Below are 24,090 nucleotides of genomic sequence, written 5' to 3'. Positions count from 1 at the left end.
TCTCCTACTCCCAGGCGAATCCGGCGCCGGGTGCGTCCTCCCGCAGCACGCTGCCCTCGATCAGGCCGTAAGGGCGGTCGGCGGCGTGGAAGACCTCGTTCTCGTTGGCCAGGCCGAACGGCGACAGGTCCACGGCGAAGTGGTGCCTGTTCGGCATCGCGAGCCGGATCTCGCAGATCTCGGGACAGGTGTTCAGGGCGCGCTCGCCCATGGCGTAAAGGGTCTGCTGGAGCGACAGGCTGTGGGTGTCGGCGAACGCGTCCAGCAGGCACTGGCGCACCTGCTCGTACGACTTGCCGTACGCGGGCGTGTCCCCCGCGTGCCGCCAGCGCGCGGCGACGGCGGTGGCCAGGACGCGGTCGGTGGTGGGCGGCAGCGTGGTGTACTCGTCCACGATGTAGCCATGGAACTCCGAGCCGGTCGTGTTCATCAGCACCAGGTCCTTGAGCCCGGACACCACGGTGGAGCGGCCGTCCTGGTCGCAGTGGACGACGCACGTGCGCACCTCGCCGCCGTCGCGGACGAACGAGTGCGGCCCGCGGCGGGTCCACGCGTACTCGTCGATCTCGACCCTGGCGTGGTGGACGGTCGGCTGCGCCTGCACGAAGTGCCTGGCCAGCAGGAGGGCGAACCCCTCGATCTGGCCGACGCCGTGCTTCTTCGCCAGCGCGTACGCGGTGTTCTTCTGCGTGTCGGTGGGCAGGACGGCGGCGTTGTCGCCGGTCAGGTGGACGGCCTCCATGTCGCCGGAGAGCGAGGTGCTGACATTGAGGTCCTTGACGTGGTGGACCGGGCCGTCCCTGACCACGCGGACGAGCCTGGTCTCCGCCTTGCCGTAGCGGTTGGGTCCGAGCCTGATGGACATCTAGCTCCCTCGGTAGGTGGAGTAGGCGTACGGGCTGAGCAGCAGGGGCACGTGGTAGTGCCGTTCGGGGTCGGCGACGGTGAAGGTGACGACGACCTCGGGGTAGAACGTCTCCTCCAGGTAGGCCCCGGTGTCGAAGACGACGCGGTGGACGCCGGCTCCCGGGTTCCAGCCCTTGATGCGCCCGTCGTCGTCGGTGCGCCCCTCGGCCACCACGCGGCCCTCGTGCTCCAGGCGGACGTGGACGCCCCGCGCGGGCAGCCCGGTGACCGCGTTCAGCACGTGCGTCGAGAAGCTCATGTCCCCTCCTTCATGAGCTTGCGCAGCCGCAGCGCGGTGATCGCGGCCAGCTCGCCCCGCACGGCCGCCCGCTCGCTCTCCTCGTCGTTGCCCAGCCGTTCGCGCAGCCTGGCCAGCATCTGGGCCCCGGTGAGCCCGGTGGCGCAGACCAGGTAGACGTGCCCGAACCGGTCCTCGTACGCCTTGTTGCCCGCGGCCAGCGCCTGGCGCGCCTCCTCCTCCACGCCGGACTGCTCCTGGCGCGACCACGACGCCTCCCTGGCCTCGCCCGCCGCCCGCTCCCCGATCCTCGGGTGCGCCCCGAGCGCCTCCATCACGTCGTCCCACCCCAGGTCCCGGACGGCCGCCTCGGCGGTCGCCACGAGCTCGTCGACGTCGTCGTACGGCCGCAGCGCCGCCACCTTCGCGGCGAAGGCGCGCGAGGCGCAGCAGGCCAGCAGCTCCTCCTCGGCGCCGGCCGGGGAGCCGGCGTTGAAGTCGCTCAGCGTGTCGGGCATGTCAGAAGTACACACACCCGCTTCGTGCCCGGTCCATCCGCGAGAACTCCGAACCGGCCACCCTCGCGGCCAGGACTTTTCGTGTCATCATCCAACCGGCGGGCCGACGCGCCCGGTCGGCGCCGGCCCCCGGGTTGTCGGGGCGTGCGCCTACACTGGGACGCATCATGACCCCAACATCCCTGATCGGCGGGCACGTGCTCGTCGCGGGCGGCCTCGCGACGGGCGGCCTGGCATACATGGCCGAGATCGGCGCCGAGATGATCCAGGTCTTCGTGACCAACCCGCGCGCCTGGGCGCTCGCCGAAGGCAAGCCCGGCGAGGACGCCAAGCTGGCCGAGTCGGGCGTCGAGGCGTTCGTCCACGTGCCCTATCTCGCCAACTTCGGCTCGCCCAGCCCGGAGACCCTGGCCAACTCCATCGCGCTGGTGCGTCACACGCTGCGGCGCGGCGCCGAGATCGGCGCCAAGGGGGTCGTGGTGCACACGGGCTCGGCGGTCACCCAGTCGCGCGACGACGCGCTGCGCCAGGTGCGCGAAAACCTGCTGCCGCTGCTGGAGGAGATCCCCGACGGCGGCCCCGACCTGCTGCTGGAGCCGATGGCGGGGCAGGGCGCCATGCTCTGCGCCACCGTCCAGGACATCGAGCCCTACCTGGCCGCGCTCGACTGGCATCCGCGCGTCGGCATCTGCCTCGACACCTGCCACGCCTTCGCCGCCGGCCATGACCTCGCGGCGCCGGGCGGGGTGAAGGAGACGTTCGACGCCCTGCACGAGATCGCCCCCGGGCGGCTCAAGCTGATCCACGCCAACGACTCCAAGGACGTGTGCGGCGCCAAGAAGGACCGGCACGAGAACATCGGGGCCGGCCACATCGGCGCGCAGCCGTTCGCCGACCTCATGCGCCACCCGGCCGTGGCGGGGGTGCCGATCTGCATCGAGACGCCGGGCAAGGCGCCCAAGCACGCCGAGGACATCGCCCTGCTGAAGAAGCTCCGCGACTCCTGACCCGACCGGCTCGTCGTGAAAGGGGCGCCTGCTCGCGCGATCCGGCCGCCCCCGAAGGGCCGAATCGCGGGGCCGGCTGAGGGCCTCAGCAGGCGCCCCTTCACCTGACCGGCGTGGCGGGCCCCACCCCCGGATGGGGGCCCGGCAGCCGTGGTGACCTGGGCGGTCACCGGTGAAGCCGGCGCATCAGGCCTGTTGTGAGCCCCCCGGCTCGTCCCCCCCGATGCGCCGGAGTGGCTTTCGTTGCCGAAACACTACGGTCGCGATCTTGCGGGCGATACCCTGTTTTCGGACAGCTCGTTGAACGGTCCGTAGTCATCGCCATACGGAGAGTGCTGTTACGATGAGCGGTCGCCGTGCTGCGACGAGCGGTAGTCCCGTGGGCCCGCGAGATGCTCGGGCAGATGCATCCTGGCCATCATCCGCCCCACCCCGCGCGGCATCCGACCCGGTGTGACCAGGGAAATCATTACCATCGCGGCAAACGCGACCGGCACCGCCACCGGCGCGGGGTTGGACGTGAGCACGCCCATCTTCACGCCCGCCTGCTCCTCGACCACCAGCACCGCCGTCACGCCCCCGCCGAGCGCGAACCCGGCCGCCACCCCCGCGTCCGTCAGCCGCCGCCACCAGATCCCGAGCACCAGCAGCGGGCAGAGCGTGGCCGCCGAGAGGCTGAAGCCGAGCAGGACGAGCGCCACCGACGCCTGCGGCCCGGTGAGCGCCGTCAGGGCGAGCGCGGCCAGCAGCACCAGGCACACGGCCGTGCGGAAGGCACGGACCCCGGCCCTGGCCAGGCACGCCGACACCGCTCCCCCGACCGCCACCAGCACGCCCGCCGTGGTGGCCAGGAAGGCGGCGAAGGCCCCGGCGGCCAGCGCCCCGGTGAGCGCGTCCCCCACGGGCCCTGGGAGCAGCCTGGCGGGCAGCAGCAACACGATCTCGTCCGAGGGCCCCTCGTGCACGTGCCCGTGCCCCAGAAGCCCGTACAGCGGCGGCACGACGCAGAACACCGCCAGCATGACCTGCGTCGCCACGATCGACCGCCTGGCCTCGCGCCCGTCGCTGTTGGTGTAGACCCGGACGATCACGTGCGGCAGCCCCATCGTGCCCAGCGCGCAGGCCACCAGCACGGTCAGCACGCCGGGCAGCGACGGGTCGCCCACCCCCGCCAGCCCCGGCTCGGCCGCCCGGTACGCCCCCTCGAACCAGGTGACGGACCGCGCGCCCGCCGCCCACCAGCACACCGCCCCCACCCCGGCGAACACGACCAGCTTCAGCCAGAACTGCGCGGCCAGCACGCTCGTCACGCTCCCCAGCCCGCCCACGCAGGCCACGACCAGCGCCGCCGAGGCGATGGCCACCCACCCGAGCCACGGCGGGAGCCCGGTCAGCAGCCGCACCACCGCCCCGGCCGCGTGGAGCTGCGCGACCATGAACGCCAGCCCGATCACCAGGACGAGGAACGTGGCCGAGCGCCGCAGCCTGACCGATCTCAGCCGCCACTCGGCGAAGTCGGGCAGCGTGTACGTCCCCGAGCGCCGCAAGGGGGCGACGACCAGGGCGAGGATGACGACGAACCCGGCCGTGGCCCCCAGCGGGTACCACAGCATCGGCCCGCCCCGGGTGGCGATGAGCCCGGCCAGGCCCAGGCAGGCCGCGGCCGAGGTGACCTCGGAGGCGATGGCGGCGCCGTTCCACCAGGGCGGAACGGCCCTGGCCGCCACGGAGAAGTCGGAGACGCCGCTGGCGCGGCGCGGTCGCGCGGAGCCCACCATGACGCCCAGAACCAGCACGAAGGCGATCCCGGTCAGCACCGCGACGGTCATCTCTCCGCCCGCCCCAGCCCGCTCATCTCTCCAGCCGCCCCGCCCGCCCCAGCCGCAGCCCGCTCACCTTTCCAGCCGCTCCGCGCGCCTGAGCTGCAGCACGGCCAGCACGACCCAGACCCCCTGCACGGCCAGCGAGAGCGCGAACCAGGCCCAGGGAGCGGTCACCCACACGGCGATCACCGGGACGCCCGCCAGCAGCGCGGCCACGGCGCCCACGGTCAGCAGCGCCTGCCGTAACTGCCGCCCCACGATCGCCGGCACGTCGGGCCCGCCGTCGTCCGGGTCGAACCGGTCGCGGGAGCGCCCGAGCGCGGCCGGCCTGCGGGAGACGATCACCCGCCGCTCCGCCGTCACGAGAACACGCCCCGGTGGTGGCGTACGAGCTGCTCGCGCACCTGCCGGCTGTGCCGCCTGCTGACCTGCAGCGTCTCGGTGCCGACGGTGAGCGTCACCCGCCCGCCCTCGAAGCGCAGCTCGCTGACGTGCCGCCCGGAGACCAGCGTGCTGCGGTGGATGCGGATGAACCCGGCGTCCGACCAGCGCCGCTCCAGCGCGGCCAGCGACATGCGCACGAGGTAGCTGCCGTCGGCGGTGTGCAGCCGCACGTAGTCGCCCTTGGCCTCGGCGAACCAGACCGCCTGCTGCGGCACGAACCGGGTGCGCCCGCCCAGCTCGACCGGGATCACCTCGTCCTGGCCGGGCTCGGGCGCGGGCAGGGAGGTGGCCTCCAGCCGGCGCACGGCCTCGGCCAGGCGCTCGGCCCTGACGGGCTTGAGCAGGTAGTCGACGGCCTCCAGCTCGAACGCCTGCACCGCGCACTCCTCGTGCGCCGTCACGAACACCAGCCGGGGCGGGCTGGGGAAACCGCCGACCAGCCGGGCCAGGTCGAGCCCGTCGAGCCCGGGCATCCGGATGTCGAGGAACACCCCGTCGAGCCGCTCGCCCCCGCCGATCATCTGCACCATGTCCTGCAGCGCCGTGACGCCGTCGGCGGCGGTCGCGACGTGTTCGATCCGTTCGTCCTGGCGCAGCAGGTAGGCGAGCTCCTCCAGAGCGGGCACCTCATCGTCGACGGCCAGGACTCTCAGCATGTCCTCCACGCTGCCGTATGAAAGCAAAGGTCACAAGCGACACGCCAGCTCAGTGTAATGAAATGACTACAACGAGCTAAGCTGACTCTTGGGCACCCGCAGCCGCACCTTGGTGCCCGCGCCCAGCGCCGTCTCCACGACGAGCCCGTAGCCGTCGCCGTAGATCTGGCGCATCCGCAGGTCCACGTTGGCCAGCCCGATGCCGCTGCCCTCGCGGGCCGGGTCCTCGTCGAGCATCCGCCGCGCGCACTCCGGGTCCATGCCCGCGCCGTCGTCCTCGACCGTGATGTGCGCCTCCGGGCCCGCGTCACGCACCACCACCCGCACCTCGCCGCTGCCGCCGCGGCCGCGCATGCCGTGCTTGATGGCGTTCTCGACGAGCGGCTGCAGGCACAGGAACGGCACGGGCACGGGCAGCACCTCGGGCGCCACCTGCATGCTGAAGCGCAGCTTGTCGCCGAATCTGGCACGTTCCAGAAGCAGATAGCGGTCGACGCAGGTCAGCTCGTCGGCCAGGGTCGTGAAGTCGTGCGCCCGGCGCAGCGCGTACCGGGAGAAGTCGGCGAAGTCGAGCAGGAGCTCGCGGGCGCGCTTGGGGTTCGTGCGGACGAACGAGGCGATCGTCGTGAGCGCGTTGTAGACGAAGTGCGGCGAGATCTGCGCCCGCAGCGCGCGCATCTCCGCCTCCAGCGCGCGCCGCCGCGAGGCGTCCAGGTCGGCGAGCTCCAATTGGCCCGACACCCAGCGGGCGACCTCCGAGACCGTGCGCACGAGCGCGGCGCTCACCTCGTCGTCGAAGGCCGCCAGCGTGCCCACGACCGTGCCGTCCACGGTCAGCGGCACCACGACCGCGCCGTGCGGCTCGCCCGCGAACACCTGGGACCGCCCCGCGGCCAGGGTCGCCCGGGCGTAGGTGAGCACGTCGTCGGTGCACGGGCCCTCCCAGGCCAGCGCGGCCTCGGTCGAGGTGATCGCGACGGCCTGGGTGCCGAGCAGCGTGCGCAGGTGCCGTACGGCCTTGCGGGCGGAGTCACGGTTGAGCCCGGCCCGCAGGGCGGGGGCGGCCATCGCGGCGATGTGCAGCGTGGTGAACGTCGCCTCGTCCGATCTACGGCCCTCCGGCAGCGCCGCAAGGCGCCACCGGGCGCGGGCGAGCCCGTAGCCGGCGACGAGGGCCAACGAGGCCAAGGAGGAGGACAGCGCCACGCACGCGGTGGTCAGCACGGGGAAAACCGTAGCCAATACAGAGCGTGTCCGGGGGAAAACCAGGAGTGAAGTCTAGGGGGGTCCCTCTCCGGGTTCTTCCTGGTAGGAGTAGCGCTGCTCGCGCCAGGGGTCGGCGACGTTGTGGTAGCCGCGCTCCTCCCAGAAGCCCCGGCGATCTTCGACGAGGTATTCGATGCCACGCACCCACTTGACGCTCTTCCACGCGTACAGGTGGGGCACCACGATCCGCAGCGGGAAGCCGCGGTCGGGGCTGAGCGGCTTCTCGTCGAGCTCCATGGCGAACAGCGTGTCCGGGGCCGCGAAGTCGGCCATGCGCAGATTGGCGCTGTAGCCGTACTCGGCCCAGATCATCACGTGACTCACGCCGGGACCGGGCGGGGCGGCCGCCATGATCGTGGCGGGGGTGACGCCGGTCCACTCGTTGGCCATGAGCGAGAACTTGGTGACGCAGTGGAAGTCCGCGATGCGGGTGGCCCGCGGCAGCCCTTCGAACTCGCTCCAGGAGAAATGGTGCTCCGCTCCGGACGCGGTGGCGCCGAAGACCAGGAAGTCCCAGCTCTCCGGTTTGAACCGGGGCACCCTGCCGTAGTGGATCACGGGTCGGCCGCGCGGCACGTACTGGCCTGGAGGCAGGCGCGACTCCTCCACGATCACTCCCCTCACCTGACTCGCCGTGTGGGGCCATCCTGCCATCGGATCGATAGTGCTTCGCGGCCGGGTTCGGTGCGCTATCCTTACGGCCTATGCGCAACGCGTCCCTGTTTTGGTATGGCGACGGACCCGAGTCCGTTCGCCATCTGACGCTGCGCTAGCAGACAGGCGAACGAAGGCCCCGGGTCCGACAGGACCCGGGGCCTTCTGTGTTTCCGGACAAAGGAGAAGCTCAGATGGTGATCGTGATGGGCCCCGAGGCCACCGCGGATGATCTTTCGGCGATCGTGTCGGTCGTCCAGGCGGCCGGGGTCGAGGCTTTCGTCAGCAAGGGTGTGAAACGGACGATCGTCGGGCTGGTCGGCGACGTGACCCAGCTCGACCCGGTCACGTTGCGGGGCATGGGCGGGGTGCGCGACGTCATGCGCGTGTCCACCCCGTACAAGCTGGTCAGCAGGGAGAACCACCCGGAACGCTCCACGGTCCACGTGGGCGGCGTGCCGATCGGCCCCGACACCGTGACGTTGATCGCGGGGCCGTGCGCGGTGGAGACGCACCAGCAGACGCTGGACGCGGCCAGGATGGCGCAGGCGGCCGGGGCGGTGCTGCTGCGCGGCGGGGCCTTCAAGCCGCGTACGTCGCCGTACGCCTTCCAGGGGCTGGGTGAGCAGGGCCTGCGCATCCTGGCCGACGTGCGCGAGGAGACCGGGCTGCCGATCGTGACCGAGGTCGTGAACGCCCAGGACGTCGAACTGGTGGCCTCGTACGCCGACATGCTGCAGGTCGGCACCCGCAACATGCAGAACTTCGCGCTGCTGCAGGCGGTCGGGGCGGCCGGTAAGCCGGTGATGCTCAAGCGCGGCATGACCGCCACGATCGAGGAGTGGCTCATGGCCGCCGAGTACATCGCCCAGCGCGGCAACCTGGACATCGTCCTGTGCGAGCGCGGCGTCAGGACGTTCGAGACGGCGACCCGCAACACGCTCGACGTCTCGGCCGTGCCGGTGGCGCAGCGCCTGTCGCACCTGCCGGTGATCATCGACCCGTCCCACTCGGGCGGGCGGCGCGACCTGGTGCTGCCGCTGACCCGCGCGGCCATCGCGGTGGGCGCGGACGGCGTGATCATCGACGTGCACCCGCAGCCGGAGCAGGCGCTCTGCGACGGCCCGCAGGCCCTGGTCGACTCCGACCTGGGCGAGCTGGCCCAGGTCATGAACGACTTCCCGGCGCTGCTCGGCAGGTCCGCCGCGGTCGCGGTCACCGTCTGACCCGCTGATCCGATGCCGTATTCCGGCTGCCACGAGCGATCCCGCGCGGATGTACGGCCGGCCGCCGCCACGAGCCGAGCGGCCGGCCGTACTCAGGAGTAACTTGAGTACGTGACCCCATGCGGCGGGCTGTCGCGCGGCGCGACGATTGCCGCATGACAAAGCCCATCCAACCCACGCAGACCACCGCGTACTACGTCCAAACGCTCCTGTCGTTCGCCGTCTCGCTGTCCTCCGTGGTGATCGCCCTGCTCTACCTGCCCGTCGAGGGGTGGGTCAGGGCGTTCCTCGGGCTCGGCCTGCTGTACGTCGTCACCTCGACGATCACGCTGTGCAAGGTCGTACGGGACCGGCAGGAGCAGTCGGAGGTCAGCCAGCGCGTCGACCAGGCGCGGCTGGACAAGCTGCTGACCGAGCACGACCCCTTCAAGGTCAGCACCTGAGGGCGCTAGTCGAGGGTGTACTCCTGGATCGAGTCGGCGAGCTGCACGCACAGCTCCTCGGCGTCGAGCCGCTTCTCGATCTGCTTCAGGTCCTCGATCTTGGCCCGGGTCTCGGCCCGCTTGGGCGCCAGCAGCGAGCAGCAGTCCTCGTCGGGCAGCTCGGAGATCTCCAGCGTGCCGATGCGCCGCGCCTCGGCCATGATCTCGGTCTTGTCCCAGCCCACCAGCGGCCGCAGGATCGGCAGCTCCACCGCGTTGTCCTGGGCGGTGATGTTGGTCAGGGTCTGGGAGGAGACCTGGCCGAGCGCGTCGCCGGTGACCAGCGCGGCGGCGTGGATGCGGTGGGCGACCTCCTCGGCCGTCTTGAGCATGAGCCGCCGCTGCGCGATCACCGCCAGGCGGTCCTGGCCGGAGGTGCGGATCGACTGCTGCGCCTTGCCGAACGGCACCACCCACAGCCGCGACCTGCCCTGGAACCGGTCGAGCTTCTTGACCAGCGCGTACGCCTTGTAGATCGACTCGGAGGTGGTGAACGGGATGCCGGAGAAGTGCAGGAAGTCGACGTGCAGGCCGCGCCGCATCATCCGGTAGGCCGCCACCGGCGAGTCGATGCCGCCCGACATGAGCACCAAGGCCCGGCCGCTGCTGCCGACCGGCAGGCCGCCCTGGCCGGGGATGCCGCCGGTGAAGACGAACACCTCGTCCCTGTCGACCTCGATGAACACCGTCAGCTCGGGGTTCTTCAGGTCGACCGGCAGGCCGTACTCGTCGTTGATCGCGCCGCCCACGAGGCGGTCGAGCTCGTTGGAGTGCAGCGGGAAGCGCTTGTCGCGGCGGCGGGAGCGGACGGCGAAGCGGGCGCCCCGCTTGGCCTCCTCGGTCTCGCCGACCAGCTCGAGGCCGGCCTTCAGCACGGCGTCGGGGTCTTTGGCGACCCGCCAGGCCCGGTGGATCCAGACCAGCCCGGGGACGTCGGCGACCCGCTGGGCCACCGCCTCCGCCTGCTCGACCGTGGCGCCCTCGGGCAGGAAGATCGCGATCACGCCGTGCCGCTTGCGCACGTCGAGCTTGAGGTCGAGCGACTGCAGCGCCTCACGGATGTTGCTGATCAGGCGGCGTTCGAACAGCTCGCGGTTCTTGCCTTTCAGGACGATCTCGCCCAGCTTGAGCAGAACACATGGCTCGCCCAGGGCAGACATCGTCATGGTGGAACCTCCGGGAAGACGGGGAAGGGCACGCGTCGAAGGCAACGCCGCGCGCCATCGAGTTTAGTCCGCGTCCAGCCCGTGCTCGATCGCATATCGGACCAGTTCGACCCGGCTGTGGAGCTGGAGCTTGCGCAGCGCGTTCTGGACGTGGTTCTGCACCGTGCGGTGGGAGAGCACGAGCCGCTCGGCGATCTGCCGGTAGGACAGGCCCTTGGCGACCAGCCTCAGCACCTCGGTCTCGCGTTCGGTCAGCCGCGGCCCCTCGGCGGGCGCCGGCTGCGCGGCCAGCCGCCGGTATTCGCCGAGCACGAGCCCGGCCAGGCCCGGGGTGAAGACGGCGTCGCCGTCGGCGGTGCGGCGTACCGCGTCGAGGAACTCCTCCCGGCTGGCCGATTTCACCAGATATCCGGACGCGCCGGCCTTGACCGCCTCCAGCACGTCGTCCTGCTCGGCGCTGGCCGACAGCACCAGCACCCTCGGCGGCGGCTCCACCGCGGCCAGCCTGGCGGCCACCTCCGCGCCCGACATATCCGGTAACCGCAGATCGAGCACCACGACGTCCGGCCGCGCCGCCCCGGCCGCCCGTACCGCCTGCCGTCCCTCCCCCACGGTGGCGACGACCTCATATCCGGCCTCGGCGAGATCCCTGGCGACGCCGTCACGCCACATCGGATGGTCGTCCACCACCATCACCCGCACCATGCCGCAACTCTAACCGCGCGTCCCGGCCCCGCCCTCCGGCCGCGGCGCCCCCGAGGCGGGCACACTGATCTCGACCTCCGTGCCCTCCCCCACGCCGCCGGCGAAGGCGACCGTGCCGCCGAGGTCGGTGATCCGGCCGCGGATGGACTGGGCGACTCCCAGGCGACCGGCCGCGGCGGCCTCCGCCAGGCGGCCCTCGGCGATGCCCGGGCCCTCGTCCCGCACCGTCACCGTGATCGCGCCGTCCGACGACTCGCCGAAGATCCAGGCGCGGGCGCCGGGCCCGCAGTGGTCCCGTACGTTGTCCAGCGCCGCCCGGACGGCGGCGGCCGTCTCCGCGGCCACCGGCGCGGGCAGGATCATCGGCGTGGCGGGCGTCGAGACCGTCACCTGGGGCGAGGCGTGCGCCAGGAGGAGGGCACGCAGGTCGGCGGAGCCCACGGGGACGGGGGCGGAGATCGGGGCGACGAGCCGGCGCAGCACGGCCTCCTGCTCGCCGGCCAGCCGCCCCAGCTCCGCCGCCTCGCCGCCGATCTGCCGCCCGCGCCGCTGGACCAGGGCCAGCACCTGCAGGACCGAGTCGTGGATGTCACGGGCCAGCCGGTCGCGCTCGCGCTGGGCGGCCTCCATCTCGATGGCCCGCTGCATGCGTTCCTCGGCCTGCCTGGCCAGCCGGGCCACGTGGCCGACCACGACGCCCGCCAGGAAGAGCAGGACCGCGCCGTTGATCAGGATGGGTGCCTGGCCGGTGCGGACGCGCAGCCACAGGTCGCCCGCCGCGACGACGGCCGCCGCCACCGCGCCCAGGCGCCTGCCGCCGTGCACGGCCCAGGCCAGCACGGGAGCGGCTATCCACGTCGCGGGCACGGGCATGGTGCCCTCCGCGCCCTGACCGGCGCCCTCGATGTACGGAGAGACCAGCAGGCAGGCCACGGCGACCAGCAGGTCGATCGTCAGCAGCGGCCACCGGCGCACCGACCCGGCCGAATAGGCGAACGTCGCCACCGCCGTCCACAGCGCCATCACCCCGATCACCAGCCAGCCGAGCACGGGCTGCTCGTAGCCGCGGTGCTGGGCCATCAGCGCGGCCGCGTACACCAGCGACGCCACCCGGTAGACCGCGATCGCTCGCCAGAACGGGCCTTCGATAGCCATGAGTCCTTCTCATGTTCCGACTGAGGGGTTGACAGATAGTGGTGATATCCATGCGAATGGGACATCCCGGATGGCACAATCCGGGAACCCCTAATTACCAAGGACCGATTGATGACCTCCGCTGTGAATCATTTCACCTACGGCCTGCTGACCCCCCTGCTCGCCTACGTGATGTCCTGCATCGGGTCCATGCTCGGACTACGGCTCACCGCCCAGGCGCACGCCTCCCGCGGCGGTTCCCGGGTGCGCTGGCTGCTGGGCGCGGCCGTCTCGATCGGCGGCACCGGCATTTGGGTCATGCACTTCATCGCCATGATGGGCTTCGAGGTGGAGGGCACCCAGATCAAGTACGACGTGTGGCTCACCGTCGCCTCCGCGGTCGTGGCCATCGTCGTGGTGGGCACCGGCCTGCTGCTGGTCTCGTACGGTGGCGGCCGGGTCCTGGCGCTCCTCGGCGGGGGCCTGCTCACCGGCCTGGGCGTGGCCTCCATGCACTACCTGGGCATGTACGCGATGAACATGTCCGCCCACGTCTCCTATGACCGCCTCACCGTGGCCGCCTCCGTGGCCATCGCCGTCGTGGCCGCGACGGTGGCGCTCTGGTTCACGCTGCGCGTCAAGAAGCCCATCTGGATCACCCTCGCCGCCCTGGTCATGGGCGTGGCGGTCTCGGGCATGCACTACACCGGCATCTACGCGATGCACGTCACGGTCGACGCCGAGCCCGGCGTGGTCGCCGGCGCCGACGCGCTTGACTTCCTCGTGCCCCTCATGACCGTGATCAGCCTGATCACGCTGACCATGCTCCTCATGGTGATCCTCTCGCCCTCGGAGGAGGAGCTGCACGAGGACGCCGAGCTGGTCGCCAAGCTGGAGCTGCGCCGGCGTACCACCCAGCAGGAGCAGCTCACCTACCCCGCGCCGCCGATGCCGATGCCGGCGCAGCGCCGCCAGGCCATGCAGGGCCGCAGAAGATAGTTGCGCGGTCGGCGACTCCCTGTTCATACTCCCTTATCGGTGCGTAGGGGTTTGGGGTGGGGGTCGTGTCGCCGATCGATCATTTTCCTTTGGGCTGTCCACGCCCGTGCTCGCGTACGTCATGTCCAGCGTGGGCTCCATGCTGGGCCTGCTGCTGACCTCGAGAGCCCGCCTCGCCGGCGGGCGCGAGCGTCATTTATGGCTGGTGGGGGCCGCTTTCGCGATCGGCGGCACAGGCATCTGGACGATGCACTTCCTGGCCATGCTCGGCTTCTCCGTGACCGGCTCGGTGATCCGCTACGACGTGCCGCTCACCGCCCTGTCCGCGATCATCGCGGTCGTCGTCGTGGGGATGGGCCTGTTCCTGGTCTCCTACGGCGGCGAGCGGCCGGCCTACCTGCTCGGCGGCGGCGTCCTGACCGGTCTCGGCGTAGCCGGCATGCACTACCTCGGCATGTACGCGATGAACATGTCGGCCCTCGTCTCCTTCGACCCGGTGATCGTCTCCGTGTCCGTGCTGATCGCGGTGGCGGCGGCGACGGCGGCGCTCTGGTTCACGGTGCGGGTCAGCGGCGCCCTCAAGATCGGCGGTGCGGCGCTGGTCATGGGGGTGGCGGTCTCCGGCATGCACTACACGGGGATGTACTCGATGTCGGTGGCCGTGCACCCCGACATGGTGCCCGTGCCCGGCGTCAAGGCCGTCGACCTGCTGCTGCCACTGATCGTCGGCATCAGTGTGATCACCGTCGGGCTGCTGCTCGCCGTCATCCTCTCCCCCTCGGAGAAGGAGCTGCGCAGCGAGGCGGAATACCGGGCGCGGCTGCGTGGAAACGACGAGGGCGCGCCGGAAGTGGATCTCTTCGGCACGCCCCGCGGTTGAGCTATCTCCCAGGTACGGCTTGCGACGCGTGGTGGGCCGCCGACTCGCCGCGGCGCAAGCCGTACCCTGAGGCGGGGTTGTCGTCGGTGATCGCCCCCGCTGGTTCAGAAGGTACGGCCGCGCGCTTGCAAGCGGCTTTCACTCAGCCGAAGAACACCTCCGCCTCGGAGTAGCGCGAGGCGGGCACGGTCTTCAGCTCGGCCGTGGCCTCGTCGAGCCCGACGCGGACGATCTCGGTGCCGCGCAGGGCGACCATCTTGCCGTAGTCGCCCTCGTGGGCGGCGTCGATGGCCTGCAGCCCGAACCTGGTGGCCAGCACCCGGTCGTAGGCCGTCGGGGTGCCGCCGCGCTGGATGTGGCCGAGCACCGTGGTGCGGGCCTCCTTGCCGGTGCGCTTCTCGATCTCCTTGGCCAGCATCTCGCCGATGCCGCCCAGCCGTACGTGCCCGAACGCGTCGAGCTCGCCCGTCTGCAGCTCCATCTGGCCCTCGATCGGGTGGGCGCCCTCGGCGACCACGATGATCGGCGAGTAGCGGGTGCGGAAGCGGGACTCGACGTATTCGCAGACCCGGTCGATGTCGAACGGCCGCTCCGGGATGAGGATGACGTTCGCGCCGCCCGCCATGCCGGCGTGCAGCGCGATCCAGCCCGCGTGGCGGCCCATGACCTCGCAGATGAGCGCCCGGTGGTGGGACTCGGCGGTGGTGTGGAGGCGGTCGATGGCCTCGGTCGCGATGTTGACGGCGGTGTCGAAGCCGAAGGTGTAGTCGGTGCCCGACAGGTCGTTGTCGATGGTCTTGGGCACGCCCACCACGTTGACGTGGCGGTCGTACAGCTGCTTGGCGACGCCCAGCGTGTCTTCGCCGCCGATGGCGATCAAGGCGTCGACGCCGGTGGTGGCGAGGTTCTCCTTGATCCGGTCGACCCCGCCCTCAATTTTGATGGGGTTCGTGCGGGAAGAACCCAGTATCGTTCCGCCGCGCGGCAGGATGCCCCGCACGGCCTGGATGTCGAGCGGCATCGTGTCGCCTTCAAGCGGGCCGCGCCAGCCGTCACGGAATCCTACGAACTCGTGACCGTAGACGCTCACCCCCTTACGCACCACGGCCCTGATCACGGCGTTGAGGCCGGGGCAGTCGCCGCCCCCGGTCAGCACTCCAATACGCATGGCGGGTTCCTCCCGATGGGGGTCACCTTGATGTCAGACTCGCATTCTGCCCGTCGTCGCGGGCAGTGGTCTAGACCAAACGCCAGGCTGCCCAGATTGCGGGGGTATTTCGTGAGTGTGTTGGCCATTGACGCCGGGACGACAGGCGTGACCGCTCTCGTAGTCACTGAAAACGGACAAATCGAATCCAAGGGCTACGAGGAGTTCGCACAGCACTTTCCTTCCCCCGGATGGGTGGAGCACAATCCCGAAGAAATCTGGCAAGCCACGCTCTCCGCGTGCGGCACCGCGCTGAGCGGGGCCTCCGGCTCCCCGTCCTGCGTCGGGATCACCAACCAGCGCGAGACCGCCGTGCTCTGGGACCGGCACACGCTGGCCGCGCCGTGCCGGGCCATCGTGTGGCAGGACCGGCGCACGGCCGGGATCTGCGACCGGCTGCGCGAGGCGGGCCACGAGCCGCGCGTGTCGGAGCTGACCGGGCTGCGGCTCGACCCGTACTTCACCGCGACGAAGCTGACCTGGCTCGCCGAGCACGACGAGACCACGTGGGCGGGCGTCCGGTCCGGGAACATCGCCATCGGGACGGTGGACTCCTACCTCATCGCCAGGCTCACGGCGGGCGCGCGGCACGTGACCGACCCGTCCAACGCCTCGCGCACCCTCCTGTACGGCCTCGCCTCCGGCGACTGGGAGCCGGAGCTGTGCGAGCTGTTCGGGGTGCCCATGGAGGCCCTGCCCGAGATCGTGCCCAACTACGGGCCGCTGGGGCTCACGGAGCCGTCCGCCTTCCTCGGGCTGGAGCTGCCGATCAGCGGGGTGGCCGGCGACCAGCAGGCGGCGCTGTTCGGGCAGACGTGCTTCGACGTGGGGGACGTCAAGTGCACCTACGGCACGGGTTCGTTCGTGCTGGCCAACCTCGGCGGGGAGATCGTCCGCTCCGACAAGGGGCTGCTGACCACGGTGGCCTGGCAGACGCCGTCGGGCGAGCGCACGTTCGCGCTGGAGGGGTCGATCTTCGTGACCGGGGCCGCCGTGCAGTGGCTGCGCGACGGGCTGGGGCTGATCGGCACGGCGCCGGAGTCCGAGGCCGTGGCGCGCACGGTGCCCGACAGCGGGGGCGTGGTGTTCGTACCGGCCCTGACGGGGCTCGGGGCGCCGCACTGGGACCCCGGCGCGCGCGGGCTGATCACCGGCATCACGCGGGGCACGACGCGGGCGCACCTGGTCAGGGCCACGCTGGAGGCGATCGCGTTCGAGGTGCGGGACGTGGTGGAGGTGATGACCGGGGGCGCCGTACCGGTGCTCAAGGCCGACGGCGGGGCCGCCTCGAACGACCTGCTCATGCAGCTCCAGGCCGACCAGCTCGGGGCGGCGGTGGAGCGCCCGGCGATCCAGGAGACCACGGCCCTCGGCGCCGCCTTCCTGGCCGGGCTGGGAGCGGGCGTGTGGGCCTCGCGGGCCGAGCTGCGCCATACGTGGCAGCTCGAACGCCGCTTCGAGCCCGGCCCGCGGGACGACGCCGCCTACGAACGCTGGCGGGCCGCCGTCGAGCTGGCCTCCCGGCGATAGGACGGGCCCGCGGTTCGTCACCGCCCTCGTGCGTGGAAGACCCGGGCCGTCCGCGCGTACCCGATGGAGGCGGCGACGCGGTCGGCGGCCGCGGTGCCCAGCTCTCGTTCGGTGATCCACAGGCCCAGGTCCAGCCCGGCGCTCAGCGCTCCGGCGGTGATGCGGTCGCCGGCGTCAACGACGCGTTCCTCGACGACGTCCACGCCGTAGGACCGCAGTTCCTCGTACGCGTCGTGGTTGGTGGTCGCCTGCCGGTCGGCCAGCAGCCCGGCGGCGGCGAGCAGCAGCCCACCGGTGCACACCGAGGCCATCCAGCGGGTCGAGGGCGCCACCTCCGCGAGCCGGGACGGGAGCACGCCGCGCTGCGCCTCGGCCCAGGCGCCTGCCGGGGCCCGGTTCAGCCATCCGCCGCCCGGCACGATCACCCCGTCGGCCCGCCCCAGGACGGTGGGCACCTCGACCCTGACGGAGCGCATGCTGGTCACGGTGCCGGGCCGCTCGGCGGCGACCAGCTCGACGGTGAGCCCGGCTATGGACAACACCTCGAACGGCCCGAACACGTCCAGTTCGTCGAAGCCGTCGAAGACCACGATCTCGATTCGCACGCAACCAGGATCTCGCGGCACCGCCGTCCCGGCGAGTTGCCATCATGCGTAAGTAATCCGCCACGCGTCACGTCGCCGTGCTCGCGCCCCGGCCCGCCCCGCCGGCCCGGCCGCGATCCGGAACCTGCGGCCCCACCTGCCGGACGCGTCGAACCTGACGTGGGCCGAGCTCCACTTCCTGATGTACTCGTCCAGCCTGGTCCGCACCCGGAAGCGCACGGCGTCGTTCGAGATGTCCAGCGTGTCGAGGGCGTCCCGATGCCGGCCGCGTCCACGCCGTCGTCGCCCCACACCTTGTCGGCCCGGGCCACGAGCCGCCGGGCGGGTGTCTCCGTCGCGGTGCCGTCGCGGTGCCGTCACTGTCCATCACAGGTTCAGGATGGCCTGATCGGGTGCGTCCCCACCACGCCTCATCGTCAACCCAAGGTTGACGAACCTGGATCGTCAACCTATGGTTGACGCATGGAGAGAATCGTTCGTCTCGACGACCTCATCAGCGCGATCAAGGGCCGCCACCCGGACGGCGACCCGCTGGAAGAGCTGGCCGACGCCGTGTCGCTGGGTGAGCACATCGGCGAGGTGGCCGACCACCTGATCGGGCACTTCGTGGACCAGGCCAGGCGGTCCGGGGCGTCCTGGACCGACATCGGGCGCAGCATGGGGGTCAGCAAGCAGGCCGTGCAGAAGCGGTTCGTGCCCAAGGACGGCGGCTCCCTGGCCGGGGAGCTACGGGCCTACGCCCGCTACACCGATCGGGCCCGCCGGGTCGTCGTGCGGGCGCAGAAGGAGGCCCAGGACGCGGGGCACGGCCACATCGAGGTGGGGCACCTGGTGCTGGGGCTGCTGAGCGAGCCGGACGGGCTGGCGGCCAAGGCCATGGTGACGCTCGGGGCCTCGCCGGAGGCGGTCGGGGAGGCCACCAGGGCGGCGCTCGGGCCGGGCGGGGAGCCCACGACCGAGGCCGTGCCGTTCGCGGCGCAGAGCAAGAAGGCGCTGGAGCTGACGTTGCGCGAGGCGCTGCGGCTGGGCCACCCGTTCGTCGGGACCGAGCACCTGCTGCTGGGCGTGCTGTCGCTGGACGACGAGCCGGTGGCCCGGGCGCTGGCCGAGCTGGGCGTGACCAAGGAGCCCGCCGAGCGTGAGATCGTCCGGACGCTCGGCGAGATCCTGCGGGACACCCTGGCCTGATCGGCCCCTGGTGTCCCGGGGGCGCGTCAGGGAGCGCCGGCCGGGCCCTGGGCGAAGCGGGTCAGGAGGTTGGTGGTCGCGCGGCGGGTGAAGGCCGCCGCGCGGTCGGAGACGCCGTGGCCGCACCGCTCCCCCCGCATCGCGCACACCCAGCGCATCGTCCCCGACGCGAACACCCCCGCCCCGCTCGGCGCCACGTAGTACGTGCTGTCGGAGTGGGTCGCCCGCCCGCCGCCGCACGAGTACGGCGACTCCGCCAGGACCTGGACGTTCCCCGGCGACCCGCGCGACACCTTGTCGGACTCGACGCCGACCATCCCCGGGAAGCGCCTCCCCTTGGTTCCGGCGAAGATCCAGTGGTGCGGCCGCGTCACCCGGTAGGCGCCCTCCGCCGGGAAGCAGTCGTACATCTGCCCCACCAGCGTGCTCTCCGGCTTGGAGTCCCGCCACAGCCGGCAGAGCCGCTCCTTGTCGCAGGCGAGCGTCCGGTCGTGCATCGCGATCCGCCAGTAGACGGCGTTGGCGCCGAGGAAGGCCAGGTTCGTGCCGGCGTCCCTGGCCGTGGTGACGACCGTGCGCATGCCGGGCGACCAGTACTCGTCGTGTCCCAGCGACACCACCGCGCGGGCGCCGTCGAGCACGCCGGGCTTGAGGTCCAGGTTCGTCAGGTACGCCAGCGGCACGCGGCTCTGCTCGGCCACGGCCAGCGCCTCCTTCTCGAAGTCCAGGAAGAGCCGGGCGCCGTCGTCGTCGTACGGGCGGTCGAAGGTCACGGCGCGGGAGCGGTCGGCATACCCGCGCGGACCCGTGTAGAGGCTGTGGCCGCCCCACCGGTTGTACGCCTGCCAGGTGGTGACCGCGTTCACCATCACCACCCGGCCGGCGGTGGAGGCCGAACGCACGGTGATCGGGACGTACCGCTGGGCGCCGGTCGAGGCGTCGAGCCTGATCAGGTACGCGCCCTCGGGCCAGCCCGCGGTGTCCACGGTGAGCGAGGGCCGCCAGTGGGCCGCGCTCACCGTGCCGCCCACGAGCCGCATCGGCGCCTGCCGTACGCCCTGGACGGCGGGCGACTCCCACACCTTGACCGGGTTCGCGCCCATGCGGAAGGCGCGCGCCGAGAAGCGCGGAGCGGTCGTCGAGACCCGCAGCCCGAAGCGCTCGCCCGGCAGGACGCTCACCCGGTCGGCGTAGCCCTCGATCTCGTGCTCCGCGCCGCGCCGCGTGATGTGCCACGACTCCTGCACCTCCGCCGCGGGCGGAGGCGGCCCGGCCTGGTCCGGGTGCTGAACCGGGCCCTGGACCGGGACTGGGGCGGGAGCCGGGGGCGAGCCGCCGCACCCGGCGACGACGACCAGCGACGACAGCATGACGAGGATCTTTCGCACCCGTCCATGGTCATGACCGAACGACCCGATGAGCCGTGACTTGGCGAACTCCTTACATGATCAGCACGCAGGCCGGGCTTTCGACCTCGTACGACTCCTCCGAGGGCTCGGGCACGCCGTCCTCGAGCCGGAAGACGGTGACGGCGTCCGAGTGCTGGCCGGCCACGTACATGGTGGTCCCGTCGATGGCGAAGTGCCTGGGCCAGTCGCCACCCGCCGACACCTCCGCCACGTGCGACAGGTCGGCGGCGCGCAGCACCGTGACGGTGTCGGGCCCGCGGTTGGCGACGTACACGAGGTCGCCGGCGAGCTGGAGGTGGGACGGGGCGTTCTTGCCCTCCGCGCGCGAGGCGGGGACGACCGTGTGGCGCCCGTCCTCGATGAGGGTGACGGTGCCGGCCAGCTCGCCCGCCACGTAGAGGCGCGATCCGGAGAAGGCGAAGTGGCGCGGGCCCGTGCCGGGCTCGAGCCTGATCGGCTCCAGCGCGGTGCCGTCGTAGCGGTAGCGGCGGATCTCGTCGGTGCCGAGGTCGGAGACGTGCAGGATCCCGTCGTGGAAGACGGCCTCGTGGGCGTGGGAGCCCTCCTGGCGCTCCGGGTCCGGGCCCGAGCCCTGGTGGCGCAGCACGATCGGCTCGCCCTCGAACGCGCCGCGATCGTCGAGGCGATAGACGACGGCGACGCCGTCGCCGTAGTTGGCCGCCGCGAGCACGCTGCCGGTCGGGTCCACGGCGACGTGGCAGGGCAGGGAGCCTTCGCTCGGCCGCTCGTCCAGCACGTCGAGGGTCTCGCCCACCTGGAACGCGGTGAGCCGGCCGCGTTCGAGCTCGCCCGCCGCGTACAGCACCGGCAGGGTGGGATGGGCGGCCAGGAACGACGGCGAGGCCACTCTGGTGAGCCCGCCGCCGACCGTGACGATGCCGGGGCCGTATCCGCCTATGTAGACGCGCTTCACAACAGGGATCCTCTCATGGTTGACTGTAGCAATGAGTTCGTTGACAGAGGCAAGGGTCTCTGAGGTCAGGGCCTTCAACCGGTTCTATACGAAAGTGATCGGCGTGCTGCAGGCGGGCATGCTCGACTCGCCGTACTCGCTGACCGAGGTGAGGGCGCTGTTCGAGCTGGCGCACGCCGCGCCGATGGAGACCGGGGCGCTGCGCTCCCTGCTCGACCTGGACGCGGGCTACCTCAGCCGCATCCTGGCGCGCTTCGAGACCGACGGGCAGATCTCGCGCGAGCGGTCCTCGTCGGACGCCCGCAAGCAGCTCGTACGGCTCACCTCCGCGGGCACGCAGACGTTCGCGGACCTCGACAGGCGCTCGGCCGAGGAGATCGAGCGGCTGCTGTCCGGGCTGCCGGACGAGAGCCAGGGGCGGCTGGTGGCCGGCATGGCCACGATCAGGGAGCTGCTGGGTGACGGGGGCGCCGGGCAGCCGTACGTGATCAGGCCCCCGCGCGCCGGCGACCTGGGCTGGGTCGTCTACCGGCACGGCGACCTCTACAGCCGCGAGTACGGCTGGGGCACGGAGTTCGAGCAGCTCGTCGCCAGGATCGTCGGCGATCTGGACTTCTCCCGGGACGCCGGGTGGATCGCCGAGGTGGGCGGGGAGCGGGCCGGCTGCGTGTTCTGCGTGCGGCAGGACGAGACGACGGCCAAGCTGCGGATGCTGCTGGTGGAGCCGTCCGCCAGAGGGCTGGGGCTCGGGCGGCGGCTCGTGGAGGAGTGCCTGCGGCACGCGCGGGCCGAGGGGTACAAGCGGATCACGCTGTGGACCCGCGACTGCCTGGTGAGCGCACGGCGGATCTACGAGGGGACCGGGTTCGCGCTGGACTCGGAGGAGAGGGGCGTGGAGAACGGGGTCGAGGTCACCGAGCAGATGTGGTCACGCGACCTCTAGGCCACCAGTTGAGCGGGCCCGCCAGGCGCATCAGGCTCGGCACCAGCACCGCCCTGATCACGGTCGCGTCGACCAGCACGGCCACCGCCATGCCGACGCCCAGCATCTGCACGAACATCACCTGCGCCGTGGCGTAGGCGGCGAACGTGAGCGCCAGGATCCCGCCGGCGGCCGTGATCAGCGGCGCGCCCCGCTGCAGGCCGGTGGCCACGGCCTCCTCGGTGTCGCCGGTCCGGTCGTACTCCTCCTTGACGCGGGAGAGCAGGAAGACCTCGTAGTCCATCGACAGGCCGTACGCGACGCAGAGCATCAGGATCGGGATGCTGGGGTCGAGCGTGCCCGTCGGGGTGAAGCCGAGGAGGCCGGCGAGGTTGCCGTCCTGGAAGACCCAGACGACGGCGCCGAACATGACGCCCATGCTGAGCAGGTTCAGCAGGGACGCCTTGAGCGGGATGATCAGGCTCCTGGTCATCCCGAAGAGGACCAGGAACGTGACGCCGAGCATGAGGGTCAGCACCAGGGGGAGCCGGTCGACGATGGAGGCGCGGTAGTCGGCCAGCTCGGCCGGGTAGCCGCCGACCAGGATCTCGAAGGGCGGCTCGACGGCGCGTACGGACTGGACCAGCCGCACCGGGTCGTCGGCCAGCGCCTCGGCGGACGGGACCACGGACAGCCAGGTGTCCCCGACCGGCCCGCGCCGGAACCTCTCGGGGTCGCCGTCGCCCACCCGGTCGCCGTCCGCGAACGAGCCGGCGGCGGAGTCGACCTGGGCGACCCCGGGGAGCCGGGACAACGCCCCCGCATACTGCGAAATATCGCCTGACGTCTGATTTTTGGCGATTATCTGGATGGCGTCGGTCTCCTCCGCCGGGAAAGTCTGGCGGATGATCTCCTGCGTCTGCCGGGACGACGCCTCCGGGGGCAGGATGCGGTCGTCGGCCACGCCGAACCGCAGCCCCAGGAACGGCGAGGCGAGCAGCAGCAGCACCGCCGTGGCCAGCCCGCCGAACACCAGCGGCCGCCGCATCACCCGGACGGCCAGCGCGTGCCAGAACCCCGCGTCCCGCTCCGGCCTGACCCGCTTGGGGAGCATCGTGGCCCCGATCGAGGCCAACACGGCGGGCAGCACGATCACCGCCGCGAAGAGGCCGCCGGCGACGACGGCGATGCCTGCGTACGCGAAGGATCTCAGGAAGTCGAACGGCAGCGCGAACAGCACGGCCAGGGACGAGGCCACGGTGAGCCCGCTGAACAGCACCGTCCGCCCCGCGTGCTCCACGGCCCCGGCCACCGCGCTCGCCCGGTCCGCGCCGCGCCGCGTCTCCTCGCGGAAGCGCTGGATGACGAACAGGCAGTAGTCGATGCCGAGCCCGAGCCCCATCGCGAGGGTCAGGTTCAGGGCGAACGTGGAGATGCCAGTGAAGGCCAGGGACACGCGCAGCAGCGCCAGCCCGATCACCATCGCGAACATCCCGGCCAGGATCGGCGCCAGGGCCGCCATGGCGCGCCGCTGGTAGAGCCAGAGCAGCGCGAACGCCAGCGGGAAGATGACCAGCTCGGCCCGTACGAAGTCCTGCCTCGACAGCGGCACGGCCTCCCTGAAGACCTCCTCCCCTCCCCCGGCCCGCACCTGGAGCAGGCCGGTGCCCTCGGTGATCTCGGGCACGAGCCCGGGCAGCACCCGCCCGCGCACGTGGTCGGCGTCCCCCGGGATGCGCACCACGATCAGCGCGTGCCTCCCGTCCTGGCTGCGCATGGTGGCGGGCCTGCCGCGGGTCCAATACGAGGCGGACTCGGCGACCCCCTCCCGCCCGCCGATCCGCGCGGTCAGCGCCCTGCCCTCGGCCTCGACCGCGGGGTCGTCCACGGTGCCGGCCTTCGCGGTCACCAGGAAGATCATGTCGGGGCTGCCCGTCCCGAACCGCCGTACCAGCTCGGCCTGCGCCCGGTCCGACTCCGACCCCGGCGCCTCGAACCTGGCCAGCGACAACCGCGGCACCGCCCCGGCCGCCAGCGCCGCGGCGACGGCGAGCACGATCAGGGCCAGGGCGAGCACGGCCCGGCGGCGCCGGACGAGAAGGAAGCCCAGCCTGCGCAGCGGCGGCCCGGCCGTCTTCGCGTGGACCGGCCGTGGCCGCGTGTTCAGCGCCATGTGAGGTGCCCCCGCCCT

The 24,090-nt window shown here is 71.8% G+C and carries 25 protein-coding genes; 8 read left to right on the top strand and 17 right to left on the bottom strand.

Features of this window, described 5'->3' with window-relative positions; genetic code table 11:
* Positions 1-4: 4 nt before the first annotated feature.
* The 3 genes from pucL to uraD are packed head-to-tail and all read right to left on the bottom strand — an operon-like array spanning position 5 to position 1,662.
* Positions 5-865, bottom strand: coding sequence for a factor-independent urate hydroxylase (gene pucL, locus AB0L65_RS29145; protein ID WP_364251345.1), 861 nt, complete (start codon positions 863-865; stop codon positions 5-7).
* Positions 866-1,165 carry a hydroxyisourate hydrolase gene (gene uraH / locus AB0L65_RS29140; protein WP_185072939.1) on the bottom strand — a complete coding sequence of 100 codons (300 nt, stop codon included), beginning with the start codon at positions 1,163-1,165 and terminating at the stop codon, positions 866-868.
* The gene (gene uraD / locus AB0L65_RS29135) at positions 1,162-1,662 is read right to left on the bottom strand and encodes a 2-oxo-4-hydroxy-4-carboxy-5-ureidoimidazoline decarboxylase (protein WP_355191621.1); all 501 of its coding nucleotides are present in this window, start codon (positions 1,660-1,662) and stop codon (positions 1,162-1,164) included. Before uraD ends, uraH begins: the two co-directional genes overlap by 4 nt.
* A 167-nt stretch (positions 1,663-1,829) precedes the next feature.
* On the opposite strand from uraD, the gene AB0L65_RS29130 reads away from it, so the two are divergent.
* Positions 1,830-2,669 (top strand): deoxyribonuclease IV, encoded by an 840-nt coding sequence (locus tag AB0L65_RS29130; RefSeq protein ID WP_364251342.1) that lies wholly within the window; start codon positions 1,830-1,832, stop codon positions 2,667-2,669.
* Between the two features lie 338 nt (positions 2,670-3,007).
* On the opposite strand, the gene AB0L65_RS29125 is transcribed toward AB0L65_RS29130, so the two are convergent.
* From AB0L65_RS29125 to AB0L65_RS29105, 5 genes are all read right to left on the bottom strand, one after another.
* On the bottom strand, positions 3,008-4,498 hold the full coding sequence (locus tag AB0L65_RS29125; protein WP_364251339.1) for a cation acetate symporter: 1,491 nt from the start codon (positions 4,496-4,498) through the stop codon (positions 3,008-3,010).
* A gap of 63 nt (positions 4,499-4,561) precedes the next feature.
* Complete coding sequence (locus AB0L65_RS29120) at positions 4,562-4,855, bottom strand: hypothetical protein (RefSeq protein ID WP_364251336.1); 294 nt, start codon at positions 4,853-4,855, stop codon at positions 4,562-4,564.
* Entirely contained in the window at positions 4,852-5,592 is a 741-nt protein-coding gene (locus AB0L65_RS29115) for a LytTR family DNA-binding domain-containing protein (protein ID WP_185072934.1), read from the bottom strand. Before AB0L65_RS29115 ends, AB0L65_RS29120 begins: the two co-directional genes overlap by 4 nt.
* 66 nt (positions 5,593-5,658) lie before the next feature.
* A complete protein-coding gene (locus tag AB0L65_RS29110) occupies positions 5,659-6,816 on the bottom strand; it encodes a histidine kinase (RefSeq protein WP_364251332.1) in 1,158 nt (385 codons plus the stop codon).
* Positions 6,817-6,870: 54 nt separating this feature from the next.
* Entirely contained in the window at positions 6,871-7,512 is a 642-nt protein-coding gene (locus AB0L65_RS29105) for a molybdopterin-dependent oxidoreductase (protein ID WP_364251329.1), read from the bottom strand.
* Between the two features lie 194 nt (positions 7,513-7,706).
* On the opposite strand from AB0L65_RS29105, the gene aroF reads away from it, so the two are divergent.
* Entirely contained in the window at positions 7,707-8,738 is a 1,032-nt protein-coding gene (gene aroF, locus AB0L65_RS29100) for a 3-deoxy-7-phosphoheptulonate synthase (RefSeq protein WP_364251325.1), read from the top strand.
* A gap of 155 nt (positions 8,739-8,893) precedes the next feature.
* Positions 8,894-9,181 carry a YiaA/YiaB family inner membrane protein gene (locus AB0L65_RS29095; protein ID WP_364251322.1) on the top strand — a complete coding sequence of 96 codons (288 nt, stop codon included), beginning with the start codon at positions 8,894-8,896 and terminating at the stop codon, positions 9,179-9,181.
* A 5-nt stretch (positions 9,182-9,186) separates the two neighbouring features.
* Here the strand turns inward: AB0L65_RS29095 and thiI are convergent, their stop codons facing one another.
* From thiI to AB0L65_RS29080, 3 genes are all read right to left on the bottom strand, one after another.
* On the bottom strand, positions 9,187-10,386 hold the full coding sequence (thiI, locus tag AB0L65_RS29090; RefSeq protein ID WP_364251319.1) for a tRNA uracil 4-sulfurtransferase ThiI: 1,200 nt from the start codon (positions 10,384-10,386) through the stop codon (positions 9,187-9,189).
* A gap of 63 nt (positions 10,387-10,449) precedes the next feature.
* Complete coding sequence (locus AB0L65_RS29085; RefSeq protein ID WP_319710515.1) at positions 10,450-11,091, bottom strand: response regulator transcription factor; 642 nt, start codon at positions 11,089-11,091, stop codon at positions 10,450-10,452.
* A gap of 9 nt (positions 11,092-11,100) precedes the next feature.
* Positions 11,101-12,246 (bottom strand): DUF5931 domain-containing protein, encoded by a 1,146-nt coding sequence (locus AB0L65_RS29080; RefSeq protein WP_364251316.1) that lies wholly within the window; start codon positions 12,244-12,246, stop codon positions 11,101-11,103.
* Positions 12,247-12,357: 111 nt separating this feature from the next.
* Between AB0L65_RS29080 and AB0L65_RS29075 the strand changes: the two genes are divergently transcribed.
* Both AB0L65_RS29075 and AB0L65_RS29070 read left to right on the top strand, forming a co-directional pair.
* A complete protein-coding gene (locus AB0L65_RS29075; protein WP_364251313.1) occupies positions 12,358-13,224 on the top strand; it encodes an MHYT domain-containing protein in 867 nt (288 codons plus the stop codon).
* A 106-nt stretch (positions 13,225-13,330) separates the two neighbouring features.
* Positions 13,331-14,104, top strand: a complete 774-nt coding sequence (locus AB0L65_RS29070; protein WP_364251310.1) for an MHYT domain-containing protein — start codon at positions 13,331-13,333, stop codon at positions 14,102-14,104.
* 142 nt (positions 14,105-14,246) lie between these two features.
* Here AB0L65_RS29070 and AB0L65_RS29065 read toward each other — a convergent pair whose 3' ends face one another.
* On the bottom strand, positions 14,247-15,272 hold the full coding sequence (locus AB0L65_RS29065; protein WP_363963555.1) for a 6-phosphofructokinase: 1,026 nt from the start codon (positions 15,270-15,272) through the stop codon (positions 14,247-14,249).
* Between the two features lie 111 nt (positions 15,273-15,383).
* Between AB0L65_RS29065 and AB0L65_RS29060 the strand changes: the two genes are divergently transcribed.
* Entirely contained in the window at positions 15,384-16,841 is a 1,458-nt protein-coding gene (locus AB0L65_RS29060; RefSeq protein ID WP_364251307.1) for a glycerol kinase, read from the top strand.
* Between the two features lie 17 nt (positions 16,842-16,858).
* Here the strand turns inward: AB0L65_RS29060 and AB0L65_RS29055 are convergent, their stop codons facing one another.
* Together AB0L65_RS29055 and AB0L65_RS29050 are read right to left on the bottom strand one after the other, a co-directional pair.
* Positions 16,859-17,446, bottom strand: a complete 588-nt coding sequence (locus AB0L65_RS29055; protein ID WP_364251304.1) for a DJ-1/PfpI family protein — start codon at positions 17,444-17,446, stop codon at positions 16,859-16,861.
* A 42-nt stretch (positions 17,447-17,488) separates the two neighbouring features.
* Positions 17,489-17,737, bottom strand: coding sequence for a hypothetical protein (locus AB0L65_RS29050; RefSeq protein ID WP_364251301.1), 249 nt, complete (start codon positions 17,735-17,737; stop codon positions 17,489-17,491).
* Positions 17,738-17,908: 171 nt separating this feature from the next.
* On the opposite strand from AB0L65_RS29050, the gene AB0L65_RS29045 reads away from it, so the two are divergent.
* Positions 17,909-18,634, top strand: a complete 726-nt coding sequence (locus AB0L65_RS29045; protein WP_364251298.1) for a Clp protease N-terminal domain-containing protein — start codon at positions 17,909-17,911, stop codon at positions 18,632-18,634.
* Between the two features lie 26 nt (positions 18,635-18,660).
* On the opposite strand, the gene AB0L65_RS29040 is transcribed toward AB0L65_RS29045, so the two are convergent.
* Both AB0L65_RS29040 and AB0L65_RS29035 read right to left on the bottom strand, forming a co-directional pair.
* Entirely contained in the window at positions 18,661-20,022 is a 1,362-nt protein-coding gene (locus tag AB0L65_RS29040) for a N,N-dimethylformamidase beta subunit family domain-containing protein (RefSeq protein WP_364251295.1), read from the bottom strand.
* A gap of 52 nt (positions 20,023-20,074) precedes the next feature.
* A complete protein-coding gene (locus AB0L65_RS29035; protein WP_364251293.1) occupies positions 20,075-20,977 on the bottom strand; it encodes a beta-propeller fold lactonase family protein in 903 nt (300 codons plus the stop codon).
* Between the two features lie 94 nt (positions 20,978-21,071).
* Here AB0L65_RS29035 and AB0L65_RS29030 point away from each other — a divergent pair, with 94 nt between their 5' ends.
* On the top strand, positions 21,072-21,920 hold the full coding sequence (locus AB0L65_RS29030; RefSeq protein ID WP_364251290.1) for a helix-turn-helix domain-containing GNAT family N-acetyltransferase: 849 nt from the start codon (positions 21,072-21,074) through the stop codon (positions 21,918-21,920).
* Here AB0L65_RS29030 and AB0L65_RS29025 read toward each other — a convergent pair.
* Positions 21,889-24,072, bottom strand: coding sequence for an MMPL family transporter (locus tag AB0L65_RS29025; RefSeq protein ID WP_364251287.1), 2,184 nt, complete (start codon positions 24,070-24,072; stop codon positions 21,889-21,891). The two genes, AB0L65_RS29030 and AB0L65_RS29025, sit on opposite strands and share 32 nt — an antisense overlap.
* Positions 24,073-24,090 lie beyond the last annotated feature (18 nt).

The organism is Nonomuraea sp. NPDC052116 (assembly GCF_040680035.1).
In the GTDB taxonomy this organism is placed as follows: Bacteria; Actinomycetota; Actinomycetes; order Streptosporangiales; family Streptosporangiaceae; genus Nonomuraea; species Nonomuraea angiospora_A.
Note: the sequence above shows the minus strand (reverse complement) of the source record. Positions and strands in the feature narration are given on the sequence as shown.